The 23310-nt window shown below is 64.7% G+C and carries 24 protein-coding genes; 18 read left to right on the forward strand and 6 right to left on the reverse strand.

What is annotated here, in order from left to right; genetic code table 11:
* Nucleotides 1-1238: 1238 nt before the first annotated feature.
* Complete coding sequence (locus tag ROP_RS36280) at nucleotides 1239-1628, forward strand: hypothetical protein (protein WP_007299966.1); 390 nt, start codon at nucleotides 1239-1241, stop codon at nucleotides 1626-1628.
* 217 nt (nucleotides 1629-1845) lie between these two features.
* The gene (locus tag ROP_RS36285) at nucleotides 1846-2712 is read left to right on the forward strand and encodes a CopG family transcriptional regulator (protein WP_012686776.1); all 867 of its coding nucleotides are present in this window, start codon (nucleotides 1846-1848) and stop codon (nucleotides 2710-2712) included.
* A 119-nt stretch (nucleotides 2713-2831) separates the two neighbouring features.
* On the opposite strand, the gene ROP_RS36290 is transcribed toward ROP_RS36285, so the two are convergent.
* The 4 genes from ROP_RS36290 to ROP_RS36305 all read right to left on the reverse strand — a co-directional run bounded on the left by ROP_RS36290 (nucleotide 2832) and on the right by ROP_RS36305 (nucleotide 7019).
* Nucleotides 2832-3431, reverse strand: a complete 600-nt coding sequence (locus ROP_RS36290; RefSeq protein WP_080512609.1) for a CPBP family intramembrane glutamic endopeptidase — start codon at nucleotides 3429-3431, stop codon at nucleotides 2832-2834.
* A 108-nt stretch (nucleotides 3432-3539) separates the two neighbouring features.
* Nucleotides 3540-5633 (reverse strand): ISAzo13-like element ISRop2 family transposase, encoded by a 2094-nt coding sequence (locus tag ROP_RS36295; RefSeq protein ID WP_007299963.1) that lies wholly within the window; start codon nucleotides 5631-5633, stop codon nucleotides 3540-3542.
* Nucleotides 5634-5987: 354 nt separating this feature from the next.
* Nucleotides 5988-6578, reverse strand: coding sequence for a hypothetical protein (locus ROP_RS36300; RefSeq protein ID WP_007299962.1), 591 nt, complete (start codon nucleotides 6576-6578; stop codon nucleotides 5988-5990).
* A 99-nt stretch (nucleotides 6579-6677) separates the two neighbouring features.
* Entirely contained in the window at nucleotides 6678-7019 is a 342-nt protein-coding gene (locus tag ROP_RS36305; RefSeq protein WP_007299961.1) for a hypothetical protein, read from the reverse strand.
* A gap of 422 nt (nucleotides 7020-7441) precedes the next feature.
* Between ROP_RS36305 and ROP_RS36310 the strand changes: the two genes are divergently transcribed.
* The 11 genes from ROP_RS36310 to ROP_RS36365 all read left to right on the forward strand — a co-directional run bounded on the left by ROP_RS36310 (nucleotide 7442) and on the right by ROP_RS36365 (nucleotide 17449).
* A complete protein-coding gene (locus tag ROP_RS36310) occupies nucleotides 7442-8305 on the forward strand; it encodes a hypothetical protein (protein ID WP_012686779.1) in 864 nt (287 codons plus the stop codon).
* Between the two features lie 463 nt (nucleotides 8306-8768).
* On the forward strand, nucleotides 8769-9167 hold the full coding sequence (locus ROP_RS36315) for a hypothetical protein (protein ID WP_148222643.1): 399 nt from the start codon (nucleotides 8769-8771) through the stop codon (nucleotides 9165-9167).
* 971 nt (nucleotides 9168-10138) lie between these two features.
* Nucleotides 10139-11092 (forward strand): alpha/beta fold hydrolase, encoded by a 954-nt coding sequence (locus ROP_RS36325; RefSeq protein WP_007299957.1) that lies wholly within the window; start codon nucleotides 10139-10141, stop codon nucleotides 11090-11092.
* A 487-nt stretch (nucleotides 11093-11579) separates the two neighbouring features.
* Nucleotides 11580-12569 carry a hypothetical protein gene (locus ROP_RS36335; protein ID WP_231869094.1) on the forward strand — a complete coding sequence of 330 codons (990 nt, stop codon included), beginning with the start codon at nucleotides 11580-11582 and terminating at the stop codon, nucleotides 12567-12569.
* Nucleotides 12569-13456, forward strand: coding sequence for a hypothetical protein (locus tag ROP_RS36340; protein WP_007299954.1), 888 nt, complete (start codon nucleotides 12569-12571; stop codon nucleotides 13454-13456). The genes ROP_RS36335 and ROP_RS36340 overlap by 1 nt, the downstream gene beginning before the upstream one ends.
* A 56-nt stretch (nucleotides 13457-13512) precedes the next feature.
* Entirely contained in the window at nucleotides 13513-13707 is a 195-nt protein-coding gene (locus ROP_RS42910) for a hypothetical protein (protein WP_148222644.1), read from the forward strand.
* A 271-nt stretch (nucleotides 13708-13978) separates the two neighbouring features.
* On the forward strand, nucleotides 13979-14926 hold the full coding sequence (locus ROP_RS44930; protein WP_007299953.1) for a C40 family peptidase: 948 nt from the start codon (nucleotides 13979-13981) through the stop codon (nucleotides 14924-14926).
* 128 nt (nucleotides 14927-15054) lie between these two features.
* Nucleotides 15055-15471: a hypothetical protein gene (locus ROP_RS36350; RefSeq protein ID WP_007299952.1), complete on the forward strand. Its 417-nt coding sequence runs from the start codon at nucleotides 15055-15057 to the stop codon at nucleotides 15469-15471.
* Between the two features lie 167 nt (nucleotides 15472-15638).
* On the forward strand, nucleotides 15639-16211 hold the full coding sequence (locus ROP_RS36355) for a 3'-5' exonuclease (protein ID WP_007299951.1): 573 nt from the start codon (nucleotides 15639-15641) through the stop codon (nucleotides 16209-16211).
* A gap of 96 nt (nucleotides 16212-16307) precedes the next feature.
* On the forward strand, nucleotides 16308-16700 hold the full coding sequence (locus tag ROP_RS36360) for a hypothetical protein (protein ID WP_007299950.1): 393 nt from the start codon (nucleotides 16308-16310) through the stop codon (nucleotides 16698-16700).
* Nucleotides 16697-17449, forward strand: a complete 753-nt coding sequence (locus ROP_RS36365) for an RES domain-containing protein (protein ID WP_007299949.1) — start codon at nucleotides 16697-16699, stop codon at nucleotides 17447-17449. The genes ROP_RS36360 and ROP_RS36365 overlap by 4 nt, the downstream gene beginning before the upstream one ends.
* Before the next feature lie 160 nt (nucleotides 17450-17609).
* Here ROP_RS36365 and ROP_RS36370 read toward each other — a convergent pair whose 3' ends face one another.
* A complete protein-coding gene (locus ROP_RS36370; protein ID WP_007299948.1) occupies nucleotides 17610-18464 on the reverse strand; it encodes a phosphoadenosine phosphosulfate reductase family protein in 855 nt (284 codons plus the stop codon).
* Nucleotides 18465-18591: 127 nt separating this feature from the next.
* Here ROP_RS36370 and ROP_RS36375 point away from each other — a divergent pair, with 127 nt between their 5' ends.
* From ROP_RS36375 to ROP_RS36390, 4 genes are read left to right on the forward strand one after another with little or no spacing between them, the layout of a single operon-like run.
* Nucleotides 18592-19269 carry a hypothetical protein gene (locus ROP_RS36375; protein ID WP_007299947.1) on the forward strand — a complete coding sequence of 226 codons (678 nt, stop codon included), beginning with the start codon at nucleotides 18592-18594 and terminating at the stop codon, nucleotides 19267-19269.
* On the forward strand, nucleotides 19266-19682 hold the full coding sequence (locus tag ROP_RS36380) for a hypothetical protein (RefSeq protein WP_007299946.1): 417 nt from the start codon (nucleotides 19266-19268) through the stop codon (nucleotides 19680-19682). Before ROP_RS36375 ends, ROP_RS36380 begins: the two co-directional genes overlap by 4 nt.
* Nucleotides 19679-20548 (forward strand): RAMP superfamily CRISPR-associated protein, encoded by an 870-nt coding sequence (locus tag ROP_RS36385; RefSeq protein WP_012686783.1) that lies wholly within the window; start codon nucleotides 19679-19681, stop codon nucleotides 20546-20548. Before ROP_RS36380 ends, ROP_RS36385 begins: the two co-directional genes overlap by 4 nt.
* On the forward strand, nucleotides 20545-21270 hold the full coding sequence (locus tag ROP_RS36390) for a hypothetical protein (RefSeq protein ID WP_043827262.1): 726 nt from the start codon (nucleotides 20545-20547) through the stop codon (nucleotides 21268-21270). The genes ROP_RS36385 and ROP_RS36390 overlap by 4 nt, the downstream gene beginning before the upstream one ends.
* 25 nt (nucleotides 21271-21295) lie before the next feature.
* Here the strand turns inward: ROP_RS36390 and ROP_RS36395 are convergent, their stop codons facing one another.
* The gene (locus tag ROP_RS36395) at nucleotides 21296-21889 is read right to left on the reverse strand and encodes a hypothetical protein (protein WP_231869095.1); all 594 of its coding nucleotides are present in this window, start codon (nucleotides 21887-21889) and stop codon (nucleotides 21296-21298) included.
* Between the two features lie 497 nt (nucleotides 21890-22386).
* Between ROP_RS36395 and ROP_RS36400 the strand changes: the two genes are divergently transcribed.
* Nucleotides 22387-22656 carry a WhiB family transcriptional regulator gene (locus tag ROP_RS36400; protein ID WP_007299942.1) on the forward strand — a complete coding sequence of 90 codons (270 nt, stop codon included), beginning with the start codon at nucleotides 22387-22389 and terminating at the stop codon, nucleotides 22654-22656.
* Nucleotides 22657-23310: the final 654 nt, after the last annotated feature.

Here is a 23310-nt window from a genome sequence, read left to right on the forward strand (position 1 = left end):
CCAAATCGTCGTCGTTTTCATGCGGCCGTGATCGGCGCGCTCGTTCTGGGGAGCCTGGTTGCGTCGCCACACTCAGCGCTTGGACAACCCGGCTTCGGTTCTGGAGGAATAGACGTCGCTCCCGGTTCCGGAAATCTGGGTGCGAACATTGTCGTTCAAGGCAGCTACGTCCAGGTACCTTCGGCGTCGCCTGGCTCCGGCGGCTCCTCAGGGGCGAGTGCAGCGGGGACGGGCGGCGGTGGGTCTGGATACAGCGGTGGTGGTGACGTCGTGGCCGCTCCTACGGGACCTCCGGTTCGGGAGCAGTTGAAGGCGTGCGGCCGATTCACGGACTGCGTTCCGCTGAGTCCGGATGTGGGTATGCCGGCCACCCCGGTGAGCATGGCGCAGGTCATGAATGTGGTGGGAACAGCCGTGACCGGGATGCAGCTTGAGGAGCCGCCGATGTGCTGGACCCCCGAACCTGCCAACTTCCCTGGTGGGAGAACCGGTTTGGTCGGAAAGAACGCGTGGGCGTGGGTTTGCCCGGATCAGATCCGGGAGAGCACCGTCGGTCCCGTGACACGGGTCGTCCCTGGTCCGGGAGGCGTCGTGGTGACCGCCACAGCTGTCAACTCGAGTGTCACGATCAACTGGGGGGACGGGTCCCTCCCGACAATCTGCCCGGGCGCGCTTCTACCGTTCACCCCGTACAACGACCTGATCGACGCCAGTCCGCTGACCCCACCGAGTGGATTGCCATCCCCGACATGCGGTCACCACATCGAGAAGACATCGATCACGCAGCCCGGCGGCGTGAACAACGTATCGGCGACGGCGGCCTGGATTGTGAACTGGACAGCAGTATGGCCAGGTGGCGGAGCAGGTGGAGTCGTGCCTGTTCCGTTGACCTCCAACTACCAACAGCGAATCGGTGAGCTACAGGTGCTGGTTACGCCCAATTGATTCGACGTGGACTCCGTTCGATGTTGGTGCGGCGTCGGTCCGGTCAGAAACTCAGTGGCGCTGGACGCGCAGGACTGAGTCCCCGGATCGATGCCCTCGCGTCGCTGCGGTGTCGACGTCGCGAGCTGTGCAATGAGCCGTGAAGTAGCTCAGATCAGGAAGTGGTGCTGCTGCTGGAGTTTGATTGCCAAATTGAGTGAGGGTGTGATGGAGAAGCCCACTGCTACGTTCTGGCTCGCTAACGAGGAGACGAGTTGTTGTCTCCTGCGGAAACCAACAGAACGGAGAACAGCATGACCGTAGAGCAGGCGGTTACGACCACTTCCGCAACCAAGCCGGTGAGCACCCTTGCGCAGAAGGTCACGGCCGTCGCGGCCGTCGCGATCGCCTTGTTGATCGTGCTCGGCGGCTTTCTCATTGGGACAATGGTCTTCACCGCGGCGGAGGGCGTTGATCGAACGATCTCGAACCTGGCAGATGTAGACGACCCACGAGTTGTACGACAGGCGATCTGCCTGCCGTACTCCGATTTCGTTCTTCGGCAACATCAGGCAGGCCTGTCTACATCGCAGATCCAAGGCGTGCTGGATTATGCCGGACACGACGGAGAGGGCAGCGCAGTCGACAACTCGGATGTCTGCGGCAGCCCGCAATCTATTCTCGACGCGGCGGGGATCAAGTAGGTAGTCAGACGGCAGGCTGCCCCACGGCACTTCCACAGGCGTTCAACTTGGGGAGTACGTAGCCACCCGCGCTGATGAGTATCGAAGACGCCCGCCACCAGTCTTTATGGTGGGGGGCATGCGTCGAGCGATCGACGAACCGCTAGAGTTATTGGTGTTCTGGTGATCATCCCCCCAATTTTGTTCCCAGAACCCCCCTCTGCCCCGGCGTCAACCGATGCCGGGGCACATTCATTGCAGTGAGGACGGATCGAGGGTGACGGAGACGAGGCCAGGGCGGATCCCCGTGGGCGATCCCATTGCACTGCGCTTCGATCCAGAGCCCAAGCGCAAGCTCGAGGACATGGCCGAGGGGATCGGCCCCCGTCGATTCGGGGCGTTGATTCGTGTTGCCTGCCGACGACTGGTCACCCAGCCCAAAGCTGTCGGCACTGGCCTCGCCGAACAGCGACGGCTTTCGGAAGCGCTGCGGGCAATCCCGCTGGTCATGCTCAAGATTAAGCTGGAGCCGGACACAGCCCAGGAGTTCGCGGCGCTGGCCGCCGCGTATGACACTACGGTCAGCGCGCTGATGAGGATCGCGCTGCACCGATTCCTGCAAGCGCCTGGCCGCTACAAGCATCCGATGCTCCGCGAGGCCGAGCGGACAGGTTTGTCCGACTGGGTCGACGTGATGGTCAACCCGTCCAGCAAGCAGCAGATCTGGCGACTCGCCGGCCGATACGGGGACAAGCTCAACACGTCCTTGCTCCGGGTCGCACTACGACGCCTGCTCGAGGAGCCCGGTGACCTCGCCGGAGACCTGGAAACCATCGCGCCGCTGCGCGATCTCAGGCCCGAAATCTACGCCAGGGCGAATGTGCACTTCGACGAGCCTCTGCGCGACAAGCTCGACGGGTTGGCTGCACGGGTCGGGTCCGATCGCGCTGAGCTGATGCGCCTTGCCGCGAGACGGGTGCTCGAGGAACCCGGAAAGATCGAACAAGCAGTGAACAACGAGGTCTTCCGCAGCGAGAAGAACCGGAAGCACCTCATGGCCAGGCACGCTCGCCGCCAGGCGCGACGCCACACGCAGCCCGACTGATCACCGCGGACAACCTTCTGTTCCCGACGCTAAGTCACCTGCGGTGCTCCCATGATTGGAAACCCTCGCAAGAATGCTGCGTTCGGTGGCCGGCTTTCGTGCCCACACGAGGGTGGTGGTCACCAGTCTGCGAAGAGGTTGTAGAGCGCATGGCTCGCGATTGAGGGGAGCAGCGACTTTGTCCAGATGGCGAGGGCTCCCCAGAGAAGGCCGGCGACCACCATGAGTGCTGCGTTCAAGGCGGAGAAGGTGTCGTGTCCGATGCCGAATTCATAGCCAAGGAAAATCCAAAGAATGGCGATCAGGATGCGAGCTGCCCATTTTGGCCAGCCGCTGCGAAAGTATCTGCGGGCAAAGACGACCGCAGCGACAAGTGGTCCTCGGAACATGAGTTCTTCAGTGACGACCCCGGACATCAGCGTCAGACCAGGGATGTGGCCGGCCCAACCCGACGTTGACCAGGTGGACCTATCAGCGTCCGCGGCACGTTGCGCAGGTGATTGGTCCGTTCCTGCTGTCGCGACCACGAGGTCGGAAATCGGGCCTCTCAGCAGTGCCGTCACTGCCAGGGTGACGATTGTGACAGCAAGGAGCATCACGATAGTCCGAGGCTGTGGAAGTGCGCAGCCGATGCTGCGTGCTGCCCAGCGGGCCCGGGCGACCGTGGCACGGACGCCATGGGAGGAACCCAACAGAGCAAGCATGCAGAGCAGGAACACGCCCCAGATGATGGCAAGAACAAGAAGGCCGAGTCCGACCGCGTTCCCTTCTTGAGCGGATATGGTCGGTACGCCCGCAAAAAAGATGAGGAATGTGACTGTAAGGAATTAATGTGCCGATTCGGGTGTGTCGCCCTCTCGTGGTGGTATGGCGGCGAGGAGGGCGGCGGCGGTGCGGTAGCGGATGGTTGCCGGTGCCGGGGTGTAGCCGTCCTGTTCGAGCAGTGGCCGCACGTCGAGCAGGGCATTGCCGATGGTGCGGGGGCTGACCTGGAACAGTTCGGCCAGGACGGCGCGGTTGCAGAGCTGGCGTATATGCAGAACGGTGGCCAGGACGCGTTCGGCATCGGTGATCTTCTGGAGGAAGATTCCGCCGCGGCCCCCTGGCATGCGTTCGCCGCCGCGTTGGGCGTAGCGGCGTCGCTCGACCATGGCGGCTTGCCGGACGGCGAGGCGTTCGACGAGGTCGCCCAGTTGCCGGCGACTCATGCCGGTCAGAGCCGGATGCGACAGTGCCTCGGGGAGCGGCCGATTCGGTGTCGGGTCGGGTGCCGTGCCGTCACGGAGAAATCCCGCGAGGTCTGCAGCGGTGCTGAAGCGCAGCCCGATGGTCGGGGTGACGTGATGGCCGTGTTCGTCGAGCAGCATCCGCGTTTCGGCGATGATTTCGCCGATGGAGTTCGGATTCACCCCGAGCAGATCCGACAGCACCCGCTGAGGGCAGACCTGCCGCAGATACACGACGGTGATCAGCAGGGCCGCGGCGTCCGACAGCAGCCGTCGCCCGCCGGCACCCGGGGCATTGCGGCGCCGGCCGCCGCGTTGGTGCCAGCGGCGTTGCTCGGCGCGCGCGGCCTGGGCCGGTGCCAGCCGTGCGGTGAGTTCGTCCAGCTCGTCGCCCGTCATGCCGGTCAGACGCGAGTCGGCGAGCATCGCGACAGCCGCGACGCGCTCGCCTTCCCGGTCCCGGCCGGGAACCGGAGCGGCGTCGGCGTGAGTGGGTTCGATGGTGTAGTTCCACGTTCCGCACTGGGCGTGCGGTCGGATGGGCAACGCGCGCAACTCGTCTCGACCAACCGAGATCCCGATCGGGTAGTCGCCGGTGTCCAGCTCGGCGTCCACGCGCAACCCGGTGCGGGTGCGGGTGGAGGCGATGGTCTTGACCACGACCTCATGGCTGGTCAGCGGCCGCCCTCGCCAGTTCATGGTGATCTGGGAGAACAACCGGTGCTCGATCTTGTTCCACTTCGAGGTGCCGGGCGGGAAATGGCAGACCGTGATCGCCAACCCGGTCTCGGTTGCCAGCGCAGCCAATTCGGCCTTCCACAACCGGTACCGGTAGCTGTTGGAGCCACCGGCGTCGGCGGTGATCAGCAGCCGGCGCGCGTGCGGGTAGTCGGCGGCGCCGCGGGCCTGCCACCAGCGGCGGATGGAGGCGACCGCGAACGCGGCGGTGTCGTGGTCGACGCCGACATTGACCCAACCTGCGTCGGTGGTCAAGTCGTAGACGCCGTACGGGATGGCCCGGTCCGCATTCGGTCCGGTGAAGAAACTGTGATCGACCACCCGCACCGGATCGCCCTGCGGGCGCCACTCGCGCCCCGGGGTGGGCAGCTGGCCGAGTTGTTCCTTCTTCTTCGAATCGACGCTGATCACCGGCTCGCCCGCGTCCTGGTGCGCCTTGACCTGCTCGTTGATGTAGCGGAACTGCACGTCCCGGTCCGGGTGCTGCTCGCCTTCCAACGTCTTGGCGTTGGCCTGCAAACTGAATCCGTTGTCCCGCAACAATCGTCCCACCGTCGGCGCGGACACCGGATGGCCCTGCCGGGTCAGCTCCTCGGCCAGGTGTCGCAGCGACTTGGTCGTCCACCGCAACGGAGACTCCGGATCCCCACGCTCATCCGGCTCGACCAGCGCCAACAACGCAGGCACCAGCTGCGGATTCAGCGCGTCCGCACCCTTGCGGCCCCCACCCGGACGGCGGACCCGACCCGTCGGCGCCGGCTGCTCGCCGGCCTCCAACTCGAACACGCCCCTGCGAACCGTGGTCTCGCTGACACCGACCGCCCGGGCCACCGCCCGCACCCCGCCATGCCCCAGCGACCGGGCCTCCGCCGCCAACGCCAAACGCCGCTGCCGCTCGTTCAGATGCGGCAACAAGACCTCGAACCGCTCCCGCAGCCGCCCGTCGACCTCGCTCACAACCGCCCTACCGCACCGACCCGACTCAAACCGCAAAACACCATGTTATTACCTTACAGTCACAATACCCACAGCAAGACTGCCAAGCACAATCTCGGGAAGCCGGTCTCGAGTGTGGCGGGCCGTCGTGGATTTGTACTTGCTACGAGCAGGTCACCCGTTGATGTTCGGGGCTTGTCGTTGGACAACGAGAGCTACCTTTCCAGTGAATGCGTTTGTGCGGTGATACGTCTGCTGCGAGTTGGACCGCAGTCATGCGATCACCGGTTGATGAGTGCAGCGTGGGGCGTAGATGAGCTGCCCAGCTCGACAGTTCTGCCCCGCGGCACATCCGGACAGCGGGGATCGTCTCGCTCAGAAATTCAGGTGGCGTGCGAGACGGCTGATCGGATGGGTTTCGACATTCGCGGGTCGACCGGGCCCGATGATGCGTACGCCACCGCTCACTCGGACGTGGGCCTCGCCATCGATGCGGACTGTGGTGGTGTCGGTGGCGGCGACCAGAGCTTGACCGTTGGCTTGGACGTGGCAATGACTGTGCGCGAAGACGATGGCGCTGTCTTCTGCGCGGATCCTGGCGTTGTCGGTGCCGACGATATGGCTCTTACCGCGGGCATCGACGGTGCTGTCGTCGAACGCTTCGATGTGAGCATGTTCGTAGGCAGTGACCCTGGCGTGGTTGGACGCTTGGACGAAGCACCGGCCGGCGGCTGCGATGGAGCCGCCGGCGATTCCCGCGCAGGTTTGTCCGATAATTTTGACCTCGACTTGGCTGGGGATGTGACCAAGGTCCAGCCAGTTCTCCGGGTCGGCGTCGATGACGACGGTTTTCGCTCCAGCGGCGAGGCGCTTGGTGTATTCCGTATAGCTGCGGACCGGCGATGTGGAGCGGCCACAATGCGGCCGACGTGAGTTGCGCGTGGTTTTCTTCACTGGTGCCCCCATGAGTCAATAGTGCCTTCGTCTGGTGTCGTTCGTGCGAGCGCTGATGCCGGCGCGTCGCGCGTGGGTTGCACGAGGTTCGGTGTGCCGCGGTGTTCTGTGTCAGTCGCCGATCTTGACGGCATTCCCGGTCGGGTCGACGCAGTGCAGATAGGAGTCGGCGTGTGATCGGTCCGGAAGGTAGGGCCAGCTGCAGTTCCAAGCGTCGATGACAGCGAATCGCCCTTGTCCTTGTGCGGCGACCGTGCGGTCGTTGAGGTAGCGATCACTGATGCTCAGTGCTGCTGGGCAGCTCGGAGTTCCGGCGATGATGATCACAGGTGCAGTCGCACCGTTCAGGTTGTTCGTGACGATTCCGCACTGAGCGCTCGTGGGCGGCAATGCGGTGGCCTGCGTAGTCGTCGCCGGCTGTGTCTCGGATAGCCGGGTCTGAGCGTCGGCCACGCCGGGCTGACCTTGATCAACGGTAGGGTTCGTCGACCACTCGACGCTTGTGGCAGCAGCAGCTGGTTCGGCTGACGGGGATACGGTCTCGGCTTCTGTGCTGCTGCACCCGGTGAGGATGGCGGCCGTGATGAGGGACAGTGCAGCAAATTCCGTGGTGGTTCGTCGATTCACGAGTACTCGCTTCTATTCCAGTCCGACAGGGAGGACGCAATGTCGAGCCCAGTGATATGTGATGACCTGGACAAAACGACGCCCGGCGCGACCACCGCCGCACCAGCGGGTCAAGCTGCGGTTTCTCGAAGGGCCCTTCCAGTGCGCGGGCTCCCGCATCGGTTCGGTGGTGCTGAGACTGTCCACGTGGACGGCTAGTGTCGATCTATCCCTTATGTCTGTCGCACAGTTGCGGAGGAGTGCCCAAGATGACCGAACCGACGTCCGAGTTGGCGGGCAGTGGTCTCAGCGAGGAGCCACAATCGCCGGCCGTCGGTGCTGAAGATGCGGCAGGGCAACGCAGTGATCATCTGCCGGCGACGGTGTACGCGCCTGCTGGGAATGTCGTCGTCGCGAGTGTGGTGGTGTGGTTCGCGGTTCGGTGGTTTGATGCCGAATACGGCATAACAGCGCTGTGGTGGGCTGCAAGCGCCTGCGCTGCAGTTGGTGCGGCGTTGAGTGCGGCAATAGCGCCGATGATGGCCCGGTTGTGTAAGGCGGTCGATATTCCATCAGAGGCAACCGGCCGGCGGATCGTTCCTGCGGCTACGACCGCGGGAATGTGGTTTGGCGCCGTGCTGCTCGCCCGCGGCGACGCGATCTTGACAGCCTGGCTTGCACTGAGCCTGCTGTGCGTGTGGGCAGGGTGGATCGATCACTTCACGCTGCGGTTTCCGTTGACGTTGATCCGGTTGACCACTGCAGTGGGCCTGATGTTCGGGGCATTCGCTGTGGCGGTGGATCAAGATCCTGCGGCAGGTGGGCGCGCTCTTCTCGCCGGAATGCTGGTGTTCGCGTTCAACCTTGCCTTCGCGATCGTCACCCGCGGCTACCCCGGGCTCGCCGACGTGCGTTTGAGTTTCATTCTGGGTGCTGCCCTGGGATGGGTCGGATGGATGAATGTGCTCTCAGGGATGTTGCTACCGAACGTCCTCGCGCTCGTGGTGATGCTGTGGGTGAAACTTATCGGACGACGGAAGGATTTGGGGGAGTTCGGTTTCGCCCCCTTCCTCGTCTCCGGAACCGCGCTGGCGATCGCGGTCCCCCCGATGTGGTGGATCGTCTGGATCTAAACGCCGCAAGGAGTCCTAGGTTTTGCCTGGTGGTGGCCAAGTGGAGGTGCGATGCGGATGAACGTTTCCCGGGGGTGTTCCCAAACACAAGGGAAGGAAAGGGGGAGGGAGTGAGTGATATACGGGTAAGGCCGATTTCCTATCGTGACGAGGTTCTTCGACTTGTTGCTGTGGGAAGTGTCTCGTTAGCGTGTGCTGTCGGTGTGGCGTTGTGGGCGCTCATGGTTGTCGACGTTCAGGGTGGGGCAACCGGGTGGTGGTAGGGGTCGGTTGTTGGGTCGGCTATCTTGGGTTGACGCTCCCAATCTTCCTAGCTTATTCCCCGAATAACATCGACTGCATCAGGTTCCTCGTTGGGCATTACGCGATTGTCGTGAGCTTGGGCGTCATCGCGACTTTGCGTCTATCGCAAGGGGAGTCGATCGCGCCCTCATCGACGGGGATGTGGGCGGCGGTTGCTGGAGTGACCGTCTTCATTTTTTCGGTCGCCTCTGTTTTAGCTGTGAGGGAGCTTGATGCGGCTCGGCGTCGTGGACATAGGGCGACGCGGTTGACCGATCCGACACTGCCTGCGCAGCTGATCGGCATTCGCGAGTTGGTGCTCGAACTTGCTTCTGCTACCGAGGGTTCGGACTCACAACGAGATTGCGACGAGCGGCTGCGGGAGGCCGTCAAAGGGTTGCGTCTAGTTTTCGGGCATGTCTATCGGTTGACGATTAACTTGGTGGCGTGGTTCCTTCTGAGGGGAAAACCAGCCCCCGTTCCAGCGGAGAGGGTGGACGAGTTGCTTGCGACCATCGATCAGAGGTTGCTGATTCTCGCTTCGGTTCCGTACGAGGAGGGAACAAGTTTGGGCGCGTGATGGATGAGTACGAAACGGCGGCGAGCAGGTTTCGGAACGTGTATCGGCGACCACCGATCCGAAATTGAGTGTCTGAGCGGGGTGGTGATGCCGTGATCGGCGCGCGATCGAACGTGTTCTTCGGCTGAGGTGTCGAGGGCCGGGTGACTGGTTTCGAGATTGGGAGGTGTTTCGGTATGGACGATGCGGACCAATCCGCCCCGATGCCGTCGATCGTTCAGACGGAACTGCCGTGTGAGTTCTGCGCGGAGCATCCTCAGTACTTCCCCGGTGACCCCGTCGGCTTCGTGCGTGCGGCTCGCTGGGCGGTGGTCGTCAAGGATTGCTGCCACTTCGACGCTCGCGTGGACTACCTCCTGTGTGACGAGCACTGGGCAATGATCCGACACCAACAGCTGCCCGGGCAGTGCCCTCGGTGCGGGGCGATCGCCTACTCAGTAAAGGACATCGTGTGTACCGAGATCCCTCTGGGAAGGACGGTCGATGGGGCGTGGCCGGTGATCCGTCGATAGGCGCGGAGCCACCGTGTCGTTGACCGGCAGACTGGCCTTCAAATAGGACGGCCGCCGCCCCAACGGTGTTCCGGGCGCGGACATCATGCTGAGCGATGTCGGCCTGTGGATGAAGACCCATCGGTTCTGTCCAAAGACATGTCACACAACCCCAGTTGTGTGGATCTTCCTCCAGATGATTGGGAGTGGTGGCACTTCCTACGACGGAGGAGCGTCTGTTGTGGCGGAGTTGCCGATCGCTCGCGGTCGAGGTGGGGCAGTCAAGGTCCGGACCTATGGTCCTCGCAATTGCTGTCGTGAGGACTAAGGAGTGGTACCGATGAATGTTGAGGTTCGCCGTATCCACCCGACGGATGCGAAGAAAATCCGCCGCCACCTTCATTCAGAGTCGCTCACCGGGCGTCACCGCGCGGACCAGTATGGATGCGGATGGTTGGCTCGAGGTCTGGATGGCCAGCGATGAGGGCCCCCGGGGATCGCACACGCCTCGTCCTCACCGCCGACGGCACCTCTCTTGCGGTGCGTGAGATCGGATCCCAGATGGCGCCGGTCACTGTGATTTTCGCGCACGGATTCTGTCTCCACATGGACGCCTGGGCACCGCAACGGGCCTACCTGGCTATGGTCTGGCGTGGGCGTGCCCGGTTGGTCTTCTTCGATCACCGCGGCCATGGTGGATCCGGCGCGGCTGACACCGACAGTTACACGATCAGCCAGCTTGGACGGGACCTGGATGCGGTGATTCGCACGGTGGCACCACAGGGTCCGATTGTCCTCGTCGGGCACTCGATGGGCGGGATGGCCGTGATGTCCTACGTCGCCCATCACCAAGAGGCCGCGGCCGCGCAAGTCGTGGGAGTCGGGTTGATCTCGACCGCCGTCGACAATGTCGCCGGCGCCGGCATCGGGCGCGCTCTGAATACACCGGCGGTGACGTTGTTGCGGTCGGCATCAGCTCACGCCCCAGGGCTCGTCGGGCGCAGCTGGAATCTCTCACGTCGCATCTTGTCGCCGGTGGTCGGCGCAACTTGCCCGCTTGCTCCGAGTGCAAGTGTCCGTGCCGCCGCCACGTCTTACGGGATGGTCCACGCGACGCCGATCGCCACCGTGGCCGCCTTCCTGCGTGACCTGCGGATCTACGACGCTTCCCCGGCGCTCGACGTGCTCGCGAAGGTGCCGGCGTCGATCATCTGTGGAACCCGGGACAGGGTGACCCCGATCGGGCACTCACAGCGACTCGCGGCGGCTCTTCCCCTCGCCGAACTGATCCCGGTGAGCGGAGCGCGGCACATGGTCGGACTCGAGCGCCCTGACGTGGTGAGCGAGAGTCTCGATCGACTGCTCGGCCGCGCGGTAGGGCGCCGCGAACAGGACACCACCCGCAGATCCAAATCCGACCTCGTCGGGGCGTGAGATCTGCGCGTGCCTCAGACCTGACGAGACAACCACTGATGGGAGAAGTGGTGAGTATTCACCAGGACGTTGACCTGTCATCCGGTCCGGCGCACCACCGGACGGACAAGCTCGTTCACCGCGGCGCGAGGTCGTACACACGCCATGTTCTGAACCGGGTGGCAGCGTGTGGTGTGCAGGTCGGGGCGCGGCACCGGTGCATCGATCTGCATCACGAACCGAAGACCTACAACCCATGGCAAGACGTCACCTATTGCCGCTGCGGTCACATCCGGTGGGCCGGCGATCATGCGCAGTTCGACACCGCCGTCGAAGCATTCGACGGTTTCCCTCATCACCCCTCGGGGAGGCCAGATCCACGGACCTATCCCGGAAAGAATGACACCGAATCGCGGCAGGTCAGCGAGCAGCGGCCCATCGGGCGAAGCGAGCTACGCCGATGATCCCGGCAGAAGCGGGCGACCCCGCGGCCCGCGCTGTTCTGGACATGATCGACCGCGTCGAGATCGACCCTGAGAGCGACCAGTTTCTGACGGCGCTCGACCGCATCCACTTACAACTCCTCTCGCCGAGGGCGGCCACAATCGTCGCAAGGCGAGCGGAGCTGGGTTTTACCGCCCACGACGTGAATACCTATCCCCGACGGAATATCTGGCGCACGCAGGTCCCGTTCGGGCGGACGAACGGCGGTGTCGTTGTCGAGATTCCCCTCGTCGTGATCGCACCTGTTCTGATCGGCATGATTCCTGTCCTACTCAACATGAATCCGCTGTTTCAGTCTCCGATCACAGATCTGACGGTATTCATCTCCGCGGCTGCAGGTGTGGAGGTCCTCGCGATGTGGTGGTGGATCCGCCGCGATCCCCTCAGACTGACCGCGGCGGACAAGCAGATGATCCGCGGCAGCATTGCCAAGCTCGATGCCTACGTCTCGGCCGGCGGCGACTACTTCGAACTTCGTCTGGCCATGACTGCGTCCGCGATCGTCGACGATATTCGTGAAGTGCCGGCATGGAGTCACGAGGACCTCGACATCCACCGCATCCGGCTCGACATCGAGGACCAACTCCGAATGATTCTCTGCCACTGCGGTGAGCTGGCAACTTTCCGGGCCAGCGTCGGCGAACCCACGAGGGGAGTCAGTGCCGAGGCTGACGCGGCTCGGGCCGCCCACCACGAGCAGCGACGGTGGTTCGAACAGGCCAAAGAATCACTGATCGGGCGGGTCGCAGCGTTGTGGACATATCACCAAGACCTACTGATGCTTCAGGACTCCATCGACGGTACTGCGGCTCTCGGTCGCATCGACGCTCACGCACCGGCGCTCGGAGAACTGCTGGTCAACTCGGCGAATGATGACCTCGCAGCGTCGGCAATCGGTGACCTGGCCACCGACCTGGCCGATCAACACCAGGCGCGGGAAAAGGCGCTGGCCCAGCTGCGCGGCGACGTCACCGGATTCGATCGGCGCAACTGATGGGCCGCAGCCATGACCGGATCAGCCCAGACCGCGGCAACGGTGTGTTCGATCCCGACCGGGGCGACAGCGACGTCGCCACCCGCAAGGAAGGCGCCCTGATCTCGCAGCACGCCTACGACACCCGAGCCGATCTCCGCAGCGGAGCACGAGAACTCGACACCGCTACCGAGAACCTACCCGGATTGACCCGAGCGCAACGGGACCTCAACCGCGCCTATCCACGGCCCACGCCGGCGGCAATCGGAAACTCTCGGCTACGCCCCCAGCTGCCACCGGCGATCGAACTCCGTCGCACACTCTCGGCACGACAACGGAACACCCGATCCGCGGCGAAGCGCCGCGTCCTCGACGCCATGCCGAAAACTCAGTACACGGCGCTGGCGTCGTTGACTTCGGACCCGAAGACCTGGCGGGAGACGAACAACGCCCTCTCCGCTGTGGCCGGCGACGCTGTCGAGCTCGACGATGCTCGCCGCAAGCAGGTCCAACGAGTGGACAGGGCCATCCAACGATACGAACGCGCATCCGGACGAGGTCATCTCGTGTACACCTCGGTGAGCATCCCCAACGCGGTCGTGAACCCGTCAGATCTGCCCTCGACGCTATCGCCGGGGACGGTCCTGTCCTTCGACCGGTTCACTGCAGCAACCCATTCGCTGCACGAACTGGACTCGACCGCCCGGCCCACCGATGTCGTCTTCGAGATCCAGACCGACCGGGGTATGTACTACGGGCAATCTTCCCGCGTAGACAACTCGCACCACTTACTGCCACGAGGAATGCAGCTACAGGTGGTGGGGGCTCATTTTGTGCCGTACGAGCGACCCGGACAGCCACCAGGGGAGCGCCTGGTCGTCCAACTCGTCGATCACGAGACGCCATGACGAGTCGAGGCGGGGGGTTCGAGACAGATTCAACCCACGGGAAGGAACACACAGTCATGACTGCGGACAAGCCGCGCCACCGGCGCCCCGACCTGACCTTTCATCCCGATATCTTCGCTGCGCCCGCGCAATTCAGAGTGGTGAAAGCCGCGCCACACGACGATGCGGATCCGACCACGGACACAACGCAAGGGAAGGAGGGCTCCGGCGCAGACGCTCATACCGGACGACGAGATGGCAAGGGGCTGTGAGCAGAAAGAAAAGTCGGAGGCCACCTACAAGATGGTGTGCCTCCGACTCACCCAGTGCATTCTCAGTACCCACACCCTATTTGATCTTCCGCATCCGGTCCAATTCTCTACGCCCTATTGGCCGATTGTGGATGCCCGACTGGGTTGCCCCGGTTGTGAGTTCGGTCGAGTTGTACAGGTCCATCTCTACTGTCCTGATCGCACGACACCCTCGCGGTCATCGAGACAATACTTCCGCCCTTGGCCGCCACACCCTCGGCTAGGAGACATCATGGATTTCGCATCGATCATCATCGGCGTCGCAGTGGCCGGCGCATCAGCTGCCCAGGGCGGCGGAGTGGACCCCGCGATCACCGACAGCGTCACGTCGGTCGCACAGAAACTACCGCCAGCTCTCGCCCAGTATGTCCCGGACCCGCAGCCCTACCTCGACGACGCGGCCCGGGCCGTGCAGCAGGCGCAGGAGCAGTTGCCCGACGAGTGGCAAGCCGAGATCGAGAACGCCATTCCACCGGAAGTCCGGGATGCCGCTGAGGGGGCCAGGGAACAGCTCCCGCCCGAGGCTCAGGGTCTGATTCCCGAGGTGGTCCTGCCCGCCCCAAGTCCGGAGCCCGGGCCCGCCGGCGGTGTCGCCGACCCAGCGGGACCCGCAGCTCAGGCACCGTCATCGACTCCGCAGCAGGAGACGAATCCGTTATTCCTGTCTCCTGTCGTCAGCGGAGCACCCACCACTGCGGCCGGCATCCCCTCCCTGACAGGAATGCTCGCCCCGACCGCAGTCAGCGATCTGACCTTCGATCCCCGCTTTCCCCGCAACCTCGAGTTCGCGCGTGCGGTCATCGAAGCGGCGATGCGTGCGATCGGATTGCCCTACCAATGGGGCGGAGGCCTTCTCACCGGACCGTCGATGGGCGACGGCACCGGAGGAGCTACCGCCGGCTACGACTGCTCTGGGCTCACTCGCTTCGCCTACTACATCGGTACCGGCGGCACGAAGGTCTTGCCGCGAACCTCACAGGAACAGTTCCGGGCAGGCCAGCAGATCAGCATGGACCGAGCCCAGCCTGGTGACCTGCTGTTCGGGAACTGGCAGGCAGACGGGGCCAACCACGTCGCGATCTACCTCGGTGGCGGAAGAATGCTTGAAGCACCGCAGACCGGGGAGCTCATCCAGATCAGCGCCGTGCGCTCGGACATGGTGCCCGCCCGCTTCCTGTGACCATCGGGGACAGTGCCCTGTGCTTGATCCCGAAGCGGAACAATACGATCGCCACTATAGACCCAGACCGGTCAAAAGTCGTGTCGCGACGTGCGGCACGACCGCAGAGACGAAGGAGACAGTGACACATGACGATTACGCCAGCAGCCCACAAGAAGGCAATCGAGACCGCGCGAAAGAATGCGGAAGCACTGGCGCAGAAGGCAATCGAAACCAGAGTCGCGCTTGTCGGAGCCATCGGGGAAGCAGTGGAAGAGCTTGCCGCACTCGATTCCGCACGCGAGGCAGCTGTAGATGCAATCAGGACGGCCCACGAGAACGCGATCGAAGGCGGATGGACGGCCAAAGAGCTCGCAGCCATGGGCTACACCGCCCCGAAGAAGCGGAAGAACGCCTCCAGTAAGGCCGCGCGTGGTGGCGCCAGTAAGGACGCGACTGAGACGACCGACGTCGCAGATGCTGCTGCACCGCAGGGAGGCGATCAGCCGCCGAGCACCGACGGGCAGATCTCCAGCGAGCGCGAACCTGAGCATTCCTACAGCTAGGAAGCTGTCCGGTGGGGTGGCCCCAGCCTCTCGGGCGCCGTCGTCCCGATCCTTGTCGGGAGACGGCTCCCGAGCGCTACCAGGAACTTCGCCGGGCTGGCATAGGTGCCGGAGTGAGAACCACATGTCAGAGGGTGCCGTCACGATGATCATGAGAAGGAAGTGGCATGACCAGTACACAAACGTCTCCGCAGCAGTGGGCACGGGGCATGCTCGTCCCCGGCCGGGCAGCGGTGCTGGACGTTGAATCGACCAATTTGGACGGCAGCATCATCGAAATCTGCGTTTTGGACGCGGCCACGGGCAATCCACTGCTCGATACCCTGGTCGATCCGGGCGACGTTCCGATGCACCCGGACGCTTATGCCGTGCATGGAATTGCCCTGGCCGATCTGATTGGCGCACCTGGCTGGTCTACGGTCCACCAGGCTCTGATTGCGGTGACCACTGGGCGAGTGACGCTCAGCTACCACAGTGAGTTCGACAGGGGGCGCGTTCTCCATGATTGTGCTCGGCATGGTCTCGACCCTGCGCACCTGGCCGACCCCGAGATGTGGGGATGCATCATGCGGATGCGATCGCAGGCCGAGGGCACCGAGAAGAGCATTCGGCTCGATGGCGGACACCGAGCCCGCAGCGACGCCGCGGCCGCGCGCACCGTCCTGCTCGGCATCGCGGAGGGCACCTCGGCGCCATCCACCACCGTGGACCCCGCCACTACCTCCCACTTGCCGCTGTAGTCCACCGAGTCATCTGCTTCTGAGTCTGTTCTCTTGGCTGGTGTCCTTGCTGCGATCGTGATTGTGATTTACCCTGGGATCTGGAGGTGGTTCGTGATGACCGCAGCACATCCCCGGCCGGATCTGGAGGCGTACAACCAGGCCGCCCGTATGTCCCAGCCCGAGCTGGTCACCGCGTTGCGGGAGCTGCTGGGCGCGAAGCTGGTCGCCTATCTGGGTCGGGTCAAGGAGACCCGGGCAGTGCGCCAGTGGGCGGAGGGCACACGGACGATCGGTAGCGACTCGGATGTGGAACGGCTGCGGATCGCGTACCGGGCGGCACGGCTGATCACCGCCCGCGACACCCCGGCGGTGGCGCAGGCCTGGTTTCAGGGTTTGAATCCGATCCTCGACGACCGCGCCCCCGCCTTGTTGCTGCGCGAGGGGGAACTCGCCGATGTCGGCCCGCAGGTCCTCGCCGCGGCCCGGCAGTTCGCCGCCGTCGGATGACCCAGCTCGACCATGCCCTCGTCGCCACGGCGCAAGGGTCGATGTGGTGCGCCCACCGATACGGATGCGAGGTCTATCGGGTCGGGTTCGCGCCGTCGCCGTGGGAATGGACACCGTGGGTGTACGCCACCGACGGCCGGTTCACCGGCCGGTGGGACGACCCGGACGGGGTGTGGCGCACCCTCTATGTGGGTGCCAGCCGATTGGCCTGCTACCTGGAGGTCCTCGCCTACGCCCGGCCGAGCGCGCAGGTGATCGCAGATCTGGACGAGATCGTCGTCGACGACGAGGATGCCGCCGCATTCCCCACGGTCGAACCCGGCCGGGTGCCACGGTCGTGGTGCGAGCCTCGCATGACCGCCCACGGCGCGCTGACGGGGTGGTTCGCGGTCCCCGGGCACCCGGAGACGCTGGCCACGCTGCGTGTCGGGTTTCGGTCGGCCGCGATCCGGCACGGACTCGATGATCTCGACGGCGCCGCGATTCGGGACGGCCGCCCGCGGGCGTTGACGCAGGCAATCTCCAAGTGGATCAACACCCTTGGTGGTCCGGACGGATGTCCGATCACCGGAGTCGAGTTCGACTCGCGACACGGTGACGGGCTGCGGTTGTGGGCAGTCTACGAGCGACCGGGTGACCCGGTGGTCAGCCCCCACGTCACCGCACTGGATCAGGTGCCGGTGGCACCCGACGACGGTGACCTTGTCCAGGCGATGCGTCTGCTCGGACTCGAATGGGACGACACATGAGTCGTCCGTTGTGGGATCACGAGATTCTCCGCAGCGTCGGGGCGGAAACCACAGTCGCGACACCGGTTGTGGCTGGGTCGGCGGAGGTCCACAAGCGACGCGACACCGCGCTAACTTCTCTCTCTCGCTCTTGTCGCGGTCCCGTGATACCCCCTCGCTATCAGACGAATTCGCGGATCCGGGGGAGGACGTGGGCGAGTTCTTCGAAGAGTGTCGGCCACCCACGTCGTAGGCGGGTGATACGGCCGTGTTCGAGGAAGGCGCCGTCGAGCATGTGGGAGACCCGTAGGTGTTTTTCGGGGGTGCCGAGTCGGCGGAGTGTGCCGTAGACGGGGTTCACCGGTAGCTGGTGGTGGGCGATGTAGGTCCAGATCTCGTCGGTGTTCCAGTCCCATACGGGCCCGAAGACACGGGTTCCGTCGGCTCGGTCGATGAGGCCGCCGTGGTGTCGGCGTTGCTCGGTGGTGTTGGTGCAGCAGCCGTCGCACATGCGTGTGACGTGGCTGCTGAGTGCGTTGTAGTACAGCGACCAGCGGCCGGTCCCTTTCGGGGATTCGTCGGCGCGTACGCCCCAGATTTCTCCTGGCCCGTGGGCTGCGTGCGCCGCGCGGGAGGGGGCACCGATGAGGATGTCGCGCAGTTTCTGGCTCGTGGCTCGGGTGGGCTGGTGGTGGTCCCATTCGCCGGATTGTGCGAGGACGGTCAGCAGTGGTGGGTCGGCTCGGTGGGGTGCGAGGTTCAGGTTCCAGGTGTCGGCGAGTGCGGTGATGTAGGTGTAGGTCTCGGGGTACTCGAGGCCGGAGTCGAAGAACACGACGGGGATGTTCGGTTCGACCTGCAGGGTGAGGTGGAGTGCGACGAGTGAGTCCTTGCCGCCGGAGAAGGCGAGGTATCCGTCGTGGTCGTCGAGGTGCCCGGCGATGCGGCCGGTGAGTTTTGCGAGGTCGCGGCGGGGCCGGCGCAGTGCCCGGAGGGTGTTCAGGTCCAGGCCGTCGGGTTCGGGCTTGCCCGCCACACGTCCTCCTTCACGGTGTCCGGTCGGTATCGAGATCTCGCAGCTTCTGTCACACAGTGTCCGCCCGGTAGATCTTCCTCCAGTCGTAGGGGCGTTTGAAGTCGCCTGGGCATGTGAGGAGTGTGGTGTGGGGAAACTGTGCGAAGTGGCCGGCCGGAAGGACGTCGTCGCCGCGGCATTCGCGTCGACGAAGACGCGCGAGGTAGTCGAGGTGGCGAGGGTGGGCCGGTGTGCGAGATGCGCGGCGTCCCCGGTTCGGGTGGAGGCGGTGACCAAGGTGGTGTCCCGAACGTTCACGGGTTACGACTGCTGGAAAGCGCCCGTGGAAGGTGGGCTGTGCACGTCCTGCGCCTGGGCCTACCGGCACCCGGATCTGCGCAGAAGCATGCATGTGGTCACCACACGACCAGCGATGAGGGCAGTGACCGCGGCGGATCTCGAACGGATCTTGTCGCGGCCACTTGATCCGGATACCGCCGTGGTGGTGCCCTTGCGGCCCGGCCGAAAGCACATCCTGCCGCACGCGCGGTGGGGCGGGATTGCTGTCGAGGACACGTGCCTGCCCTGGACGTCGCGTGATGTCGCGGCGGTGACAGCGATGCGTCGACTGCGGGCGCTGGGGTTCGGGGCCCGGATGCTCGCCGAGCCTGCGGCCCCGTATCCGGTGCTCGCCACGATCGCCCCCGGGCGGTGGCCGGCGGTCTTCGCGGACTGGGATCGTCTCGCCCCGTACCGCCAGGTCGGGCAGTGGTGGGAGCTTGCGCTGCGAGCCACCGTGTCGGCGAGTGCGAAAGGAACGAAATGACCAGCCCGACCGATCGATGGCTCGCTGCCGCACCGGCGGGGCTGCCGCCGCTCGAGGGTCCGGCGGCAACGGCTGAACGCCTGCTGCTGTTGCTGCACTACGGGATCGACTGGGATTCGGGATGGATCGGCCGGCGGCGGGAAACGTACTGGACCCAGCACCTGCCGAACCGTGTTCGGGTCGCCACCTATATCGGTGGCGGCGATCTCGACCGGTGGTGGTCGGTGGTCTCCCGGTCCCTCGAATCGGAACCGACGAACACCGACCAGCGGCTGGAGCTGGCGACGTTGCTGCGTGAGGAGTCCGAGCCGGTGCTGACGTTGCTGCGTGAGCGTCCCACCTCGTACGTGTTGCGCACGCGGATCGTCGCCGAAGCGGTGGCCGCCGCTCGGACTTCGGGAACGAAGAAATGATGAGGTCGACGGTGCGCTGGGATGTCGAGCTGACCGCGCTGTCCTCGATCTCCCAGAAGGGGGAGGACTCCGGAACGACGACGACACTGTTCCGGCGCGAGCCGGTGATCCAGCCGGACGGAAGGCCGGTGCTGGTGCCGATCGTGTCCGGAAACTCTCTACGCGGCGGGTTGCGCAGGATCGCTGAGGAGCTGTTCCGCGATGTCATCGGCTACGAAGGGCAGATCCCGCTCTCGGCGGCGCACGCGCTACGCAACGGAGGCTCTCTGACGAAGGTCACCGGCGACGGTCTGACCGGTCGTCGGCGGCATCGACTGCGGGAGCTGGTTCCCCCGATCGGGGTGTTCGGCGGCAACGGCGGAGGTCAGCCACCGATCGACGGTTGCCTGAGGGTGGGCAAGGTGGTCCCGCGGGTGCGTGAGACCGAGACGATCATGACCCGGGCATATGACGGCCGGTTGATGAGTCAGTTCGAGTTGGTCTCCCTGGAGAGCTACAGCCGATTCGACGACACCGACACCCGGACGTTCCCCGAATCCTCCGCGGGGGGCGGAGCCGGCAAGGATGTCGGCTCGTCGATGCTGATGCGATTCGAGGTCGAAACACTTCCTGCGGGAACCCGTTTCGAAACGTTCTTACGGCTGGACCGGGCCACCCCTCTCGAAATCTCGTTCTTCACCGATGTGTGGGGCAGATTCGCGCGTGACGGATTCCTCGGAGGGCGCAGCGCGATAGGTCACGGACGCGTCCGTGCCGAATCGGATCGGGTGGTGTTGGCCGGCCCGGACCCACAGACAGTGGACTGGCGCGTCGAGCTCGCACCACTGCGTGATGAGGTCATCGAAGCGTTGTGCTGGCTGACATGACGGGCACCGAGGAGATGGCACCGTTCGTTGTCCGGGCGCACCTGTCGTCGGGACTGGCGCACGCGACGCCGTGGGGAATCAGTCTCGACGGGATCCTCGCCGCCGAACTGTGGGCCGATCACAAGGCCGCGGCACTCGACCGAGTCGAGTATGTGCCGGCGCTGACACCCGAGTGCGCCCCGCCCGACCTCGCGCTGCCACTGGCTCGGTGCGAGCTCGCAGGCGAGGACTGGCATTGGTGTGCGACGTGCTCGTTCCCCGAGGACCCGGCCGGTGATCCCGTGGTGCGGCACTGGGCGTCGCGGGCCGATCACCGCGGGCTCGAGCAACTCAGTCACACGCTGCCGGCGGTGATCTCGGATCGACAGGGCCGCTACCGGGCCCGCTACATGCCCCTGATGATCACCAGCACTCGCACGGTCACCTGGCGCGGAGTCGGAGATCTCGACGCCGTCGCCAGGATCCTGGGTGGCCTGGATGTCATCGGCAAGAAACGGGCCCATGGTGAGGGCCGGGTCCTGAGGTGGGAGTTCGAACACTGCCCCGCCGCCGACCGGTGGGCGGCGGCGCACCTACATAGCGACGGCACTCTCGGGCGCACCACACCACCGGCCTGTCTGCCCGATCGACCCGAACCGGAATCGGCCGGCTTCGGGTTGGCTGGCCTGCGGCCGCCGTACATGCACCCGACCCGAATGCGGCAACTCCACCTACCTCGATGAGCCGCCGCGTGGTGCGGTTCGCCGACTATTCGGAACGCGGGAGGTCGGGCACAGCGACCGGTTCGGGCAGCGTCCAGCGAGCAAGTGGGGTATTCGATCCGTTCGGAGGATAGAGCGCGACCTCGGCGATCGACACGTCGTCGGTCAGCTTGTCCCCGATTCCGGGGAACAGGACGAGGCCTTCGGCGTGACCGTCGAGGGCGTTGTTCCCCATCGCGGTGGGGATGTTGCCCCAGGAATTATCGCCGGTGATGGTCTGTCCGCTGAGTGTGCGGACCTTCCAGTTGGTCGATGTCGCGTTCAGGGTTCCGGAGTCGACGTCGAGCACGATCGGGAACAACAGTATCCGCGGCTCCCCCATGGAGGTCTTTTCGATCAGCTGGGGCTCTTTCACCTCGATGCGGGCGGTGACGTCGGCGGCGGTAATAGTCTGAGCGGTTCCGCCGATGGTGTCCGAGTTATCCGACGAGATCGTGGTCCGGTTGGTTGCTGCGGTCGTGGTCGTAGATCCAGTGGTGGTCATCGCTGCCGAGGTAGCGGTCTGACTAGTGGGAGTGGCCTGTTCGTCGCCATTGCCGCACCCGGACAGGGTCAGTCCCAGTGCGGTGCAGGTAGTCACGGCAGCAATCGTGGTTCTGCGAATGATCATCGTTCATTTCCCTTTTCTCCCCTGGCTGACGGGCGCCCTGTGAACAGGGTCGTGGTCAGCCTCCATATGCGTGCCGGTTGTGGCGCGGACGACGTCATCGAGAGTAGCGGTGTGGGACCGGTGTCCTGGTCACGGGTGTCGCGGAATGGGTTGGTGTGGACTGTGACCGGCCGAGAACTAGGTCGGAGCGGCGTTTCCACCTGCCCTGATGAGTAGTTGATGGTTCGTCGAGCACGTTCCATTACGCGATGTCACTCACCACGTACGCCGCGGATCTTCCTCCCAGTGAAAACAACTCGCACTTCGCCGGAGAGGTCACCACGGATATGACAGACAACCCAATCGGACTGGCCCCGGATTGGTCGCTGGAACCTGGTGGGCGTCCCGGAGGTGCGAGTTCGTGTGGAGCTGTCCAGGTCAGGCGTTACCGTCCGCCTCACCGAGACACCATCTGCGGGAAAAGGGAGATGAGCGAGATGACCGATACCGACATACGGCCCAGGATCGAGTTGGACGCTCCGGAGTGGCGCGACTTCGCGCTCTGCCGAGTGACCGATCCGGAAGCGTTCTTCCCCGAAACGGGGGAGAACGGCCGCCCCGCGAAACGGGTGTGCGCGGGCTGCGAGGTTCGCGAGGCCTGCCTCGCCGAGGCACTCGCCCACGATGAGCGGTTCGGGATCTGGGGTGGGCTGACCGCGGCCGAGCGCCGCAAGCGATACCCGAAGCGTCGCCGGTGACCGCCATGGCCATGGACTTCGAACACACCAGCCAGGCCGAAGGGCGGCGAGGCACCAAAGCGATCCAACTCGCCCGGTACCTTTGGGATCGGGTCGTGCCCCGGCCGACCTGCTGTCACTATGGGCGCAACAGTTTCGCCGACTTGCGCGGCGGGTGGGCATTCATCCGCCACGTTTGGCAGGAGACCTGTTATGGCACAGCGAGTTTGCCGAAGCAGAAGACGCGGTGGGCGCGGGCGGAGCCTGAGCATCCCGCTGCTGCTCGCGCGCGCATGACGAGCGGGACTTGTGGATGTCGCCGACGCAGCCGGAGCCGGAGGCTGATGGGACCTGTTGTAATGGAGAACCGGCGAATGGGGGGGAAGCGATGAGTGACGCGTTCATCCTCGGCGTGGCATTGGCCTGCGGTGTAGGTGTTCTGGGGTTGGTGGTCGCCCTGTTCTGGGGAGCGGAGCCGAGCCGGACGTGCCGATGTGTAGTCGGCGGACACACCGAAGCGTGTGACGCTCGGTGGTCTTGACCAGCGTCGCTCGGGTCCTTGCCCGTCACGGTTGGTGGTGTCGGTGCTCAATCGAATGTGGGCAGGGTTGGTGTATCCAGCATGGCCGTGGACCCGAGCGGGGCCGGTTGTAGGAGGTTCGCCGCGATGGCGAC

Origin of the sequence: Rhodococcus opacus B4 (assembly GCF_000010805.1) — a bacterium.
In the GTDB taxonomy this organism is placed as follows: Bacteria; Actinomycetota; Actinomycetes; order Mycobacteriales; family Mycobacteriaceae; genus Rhodococcus_F; species Rhodococcus_F opacus_C.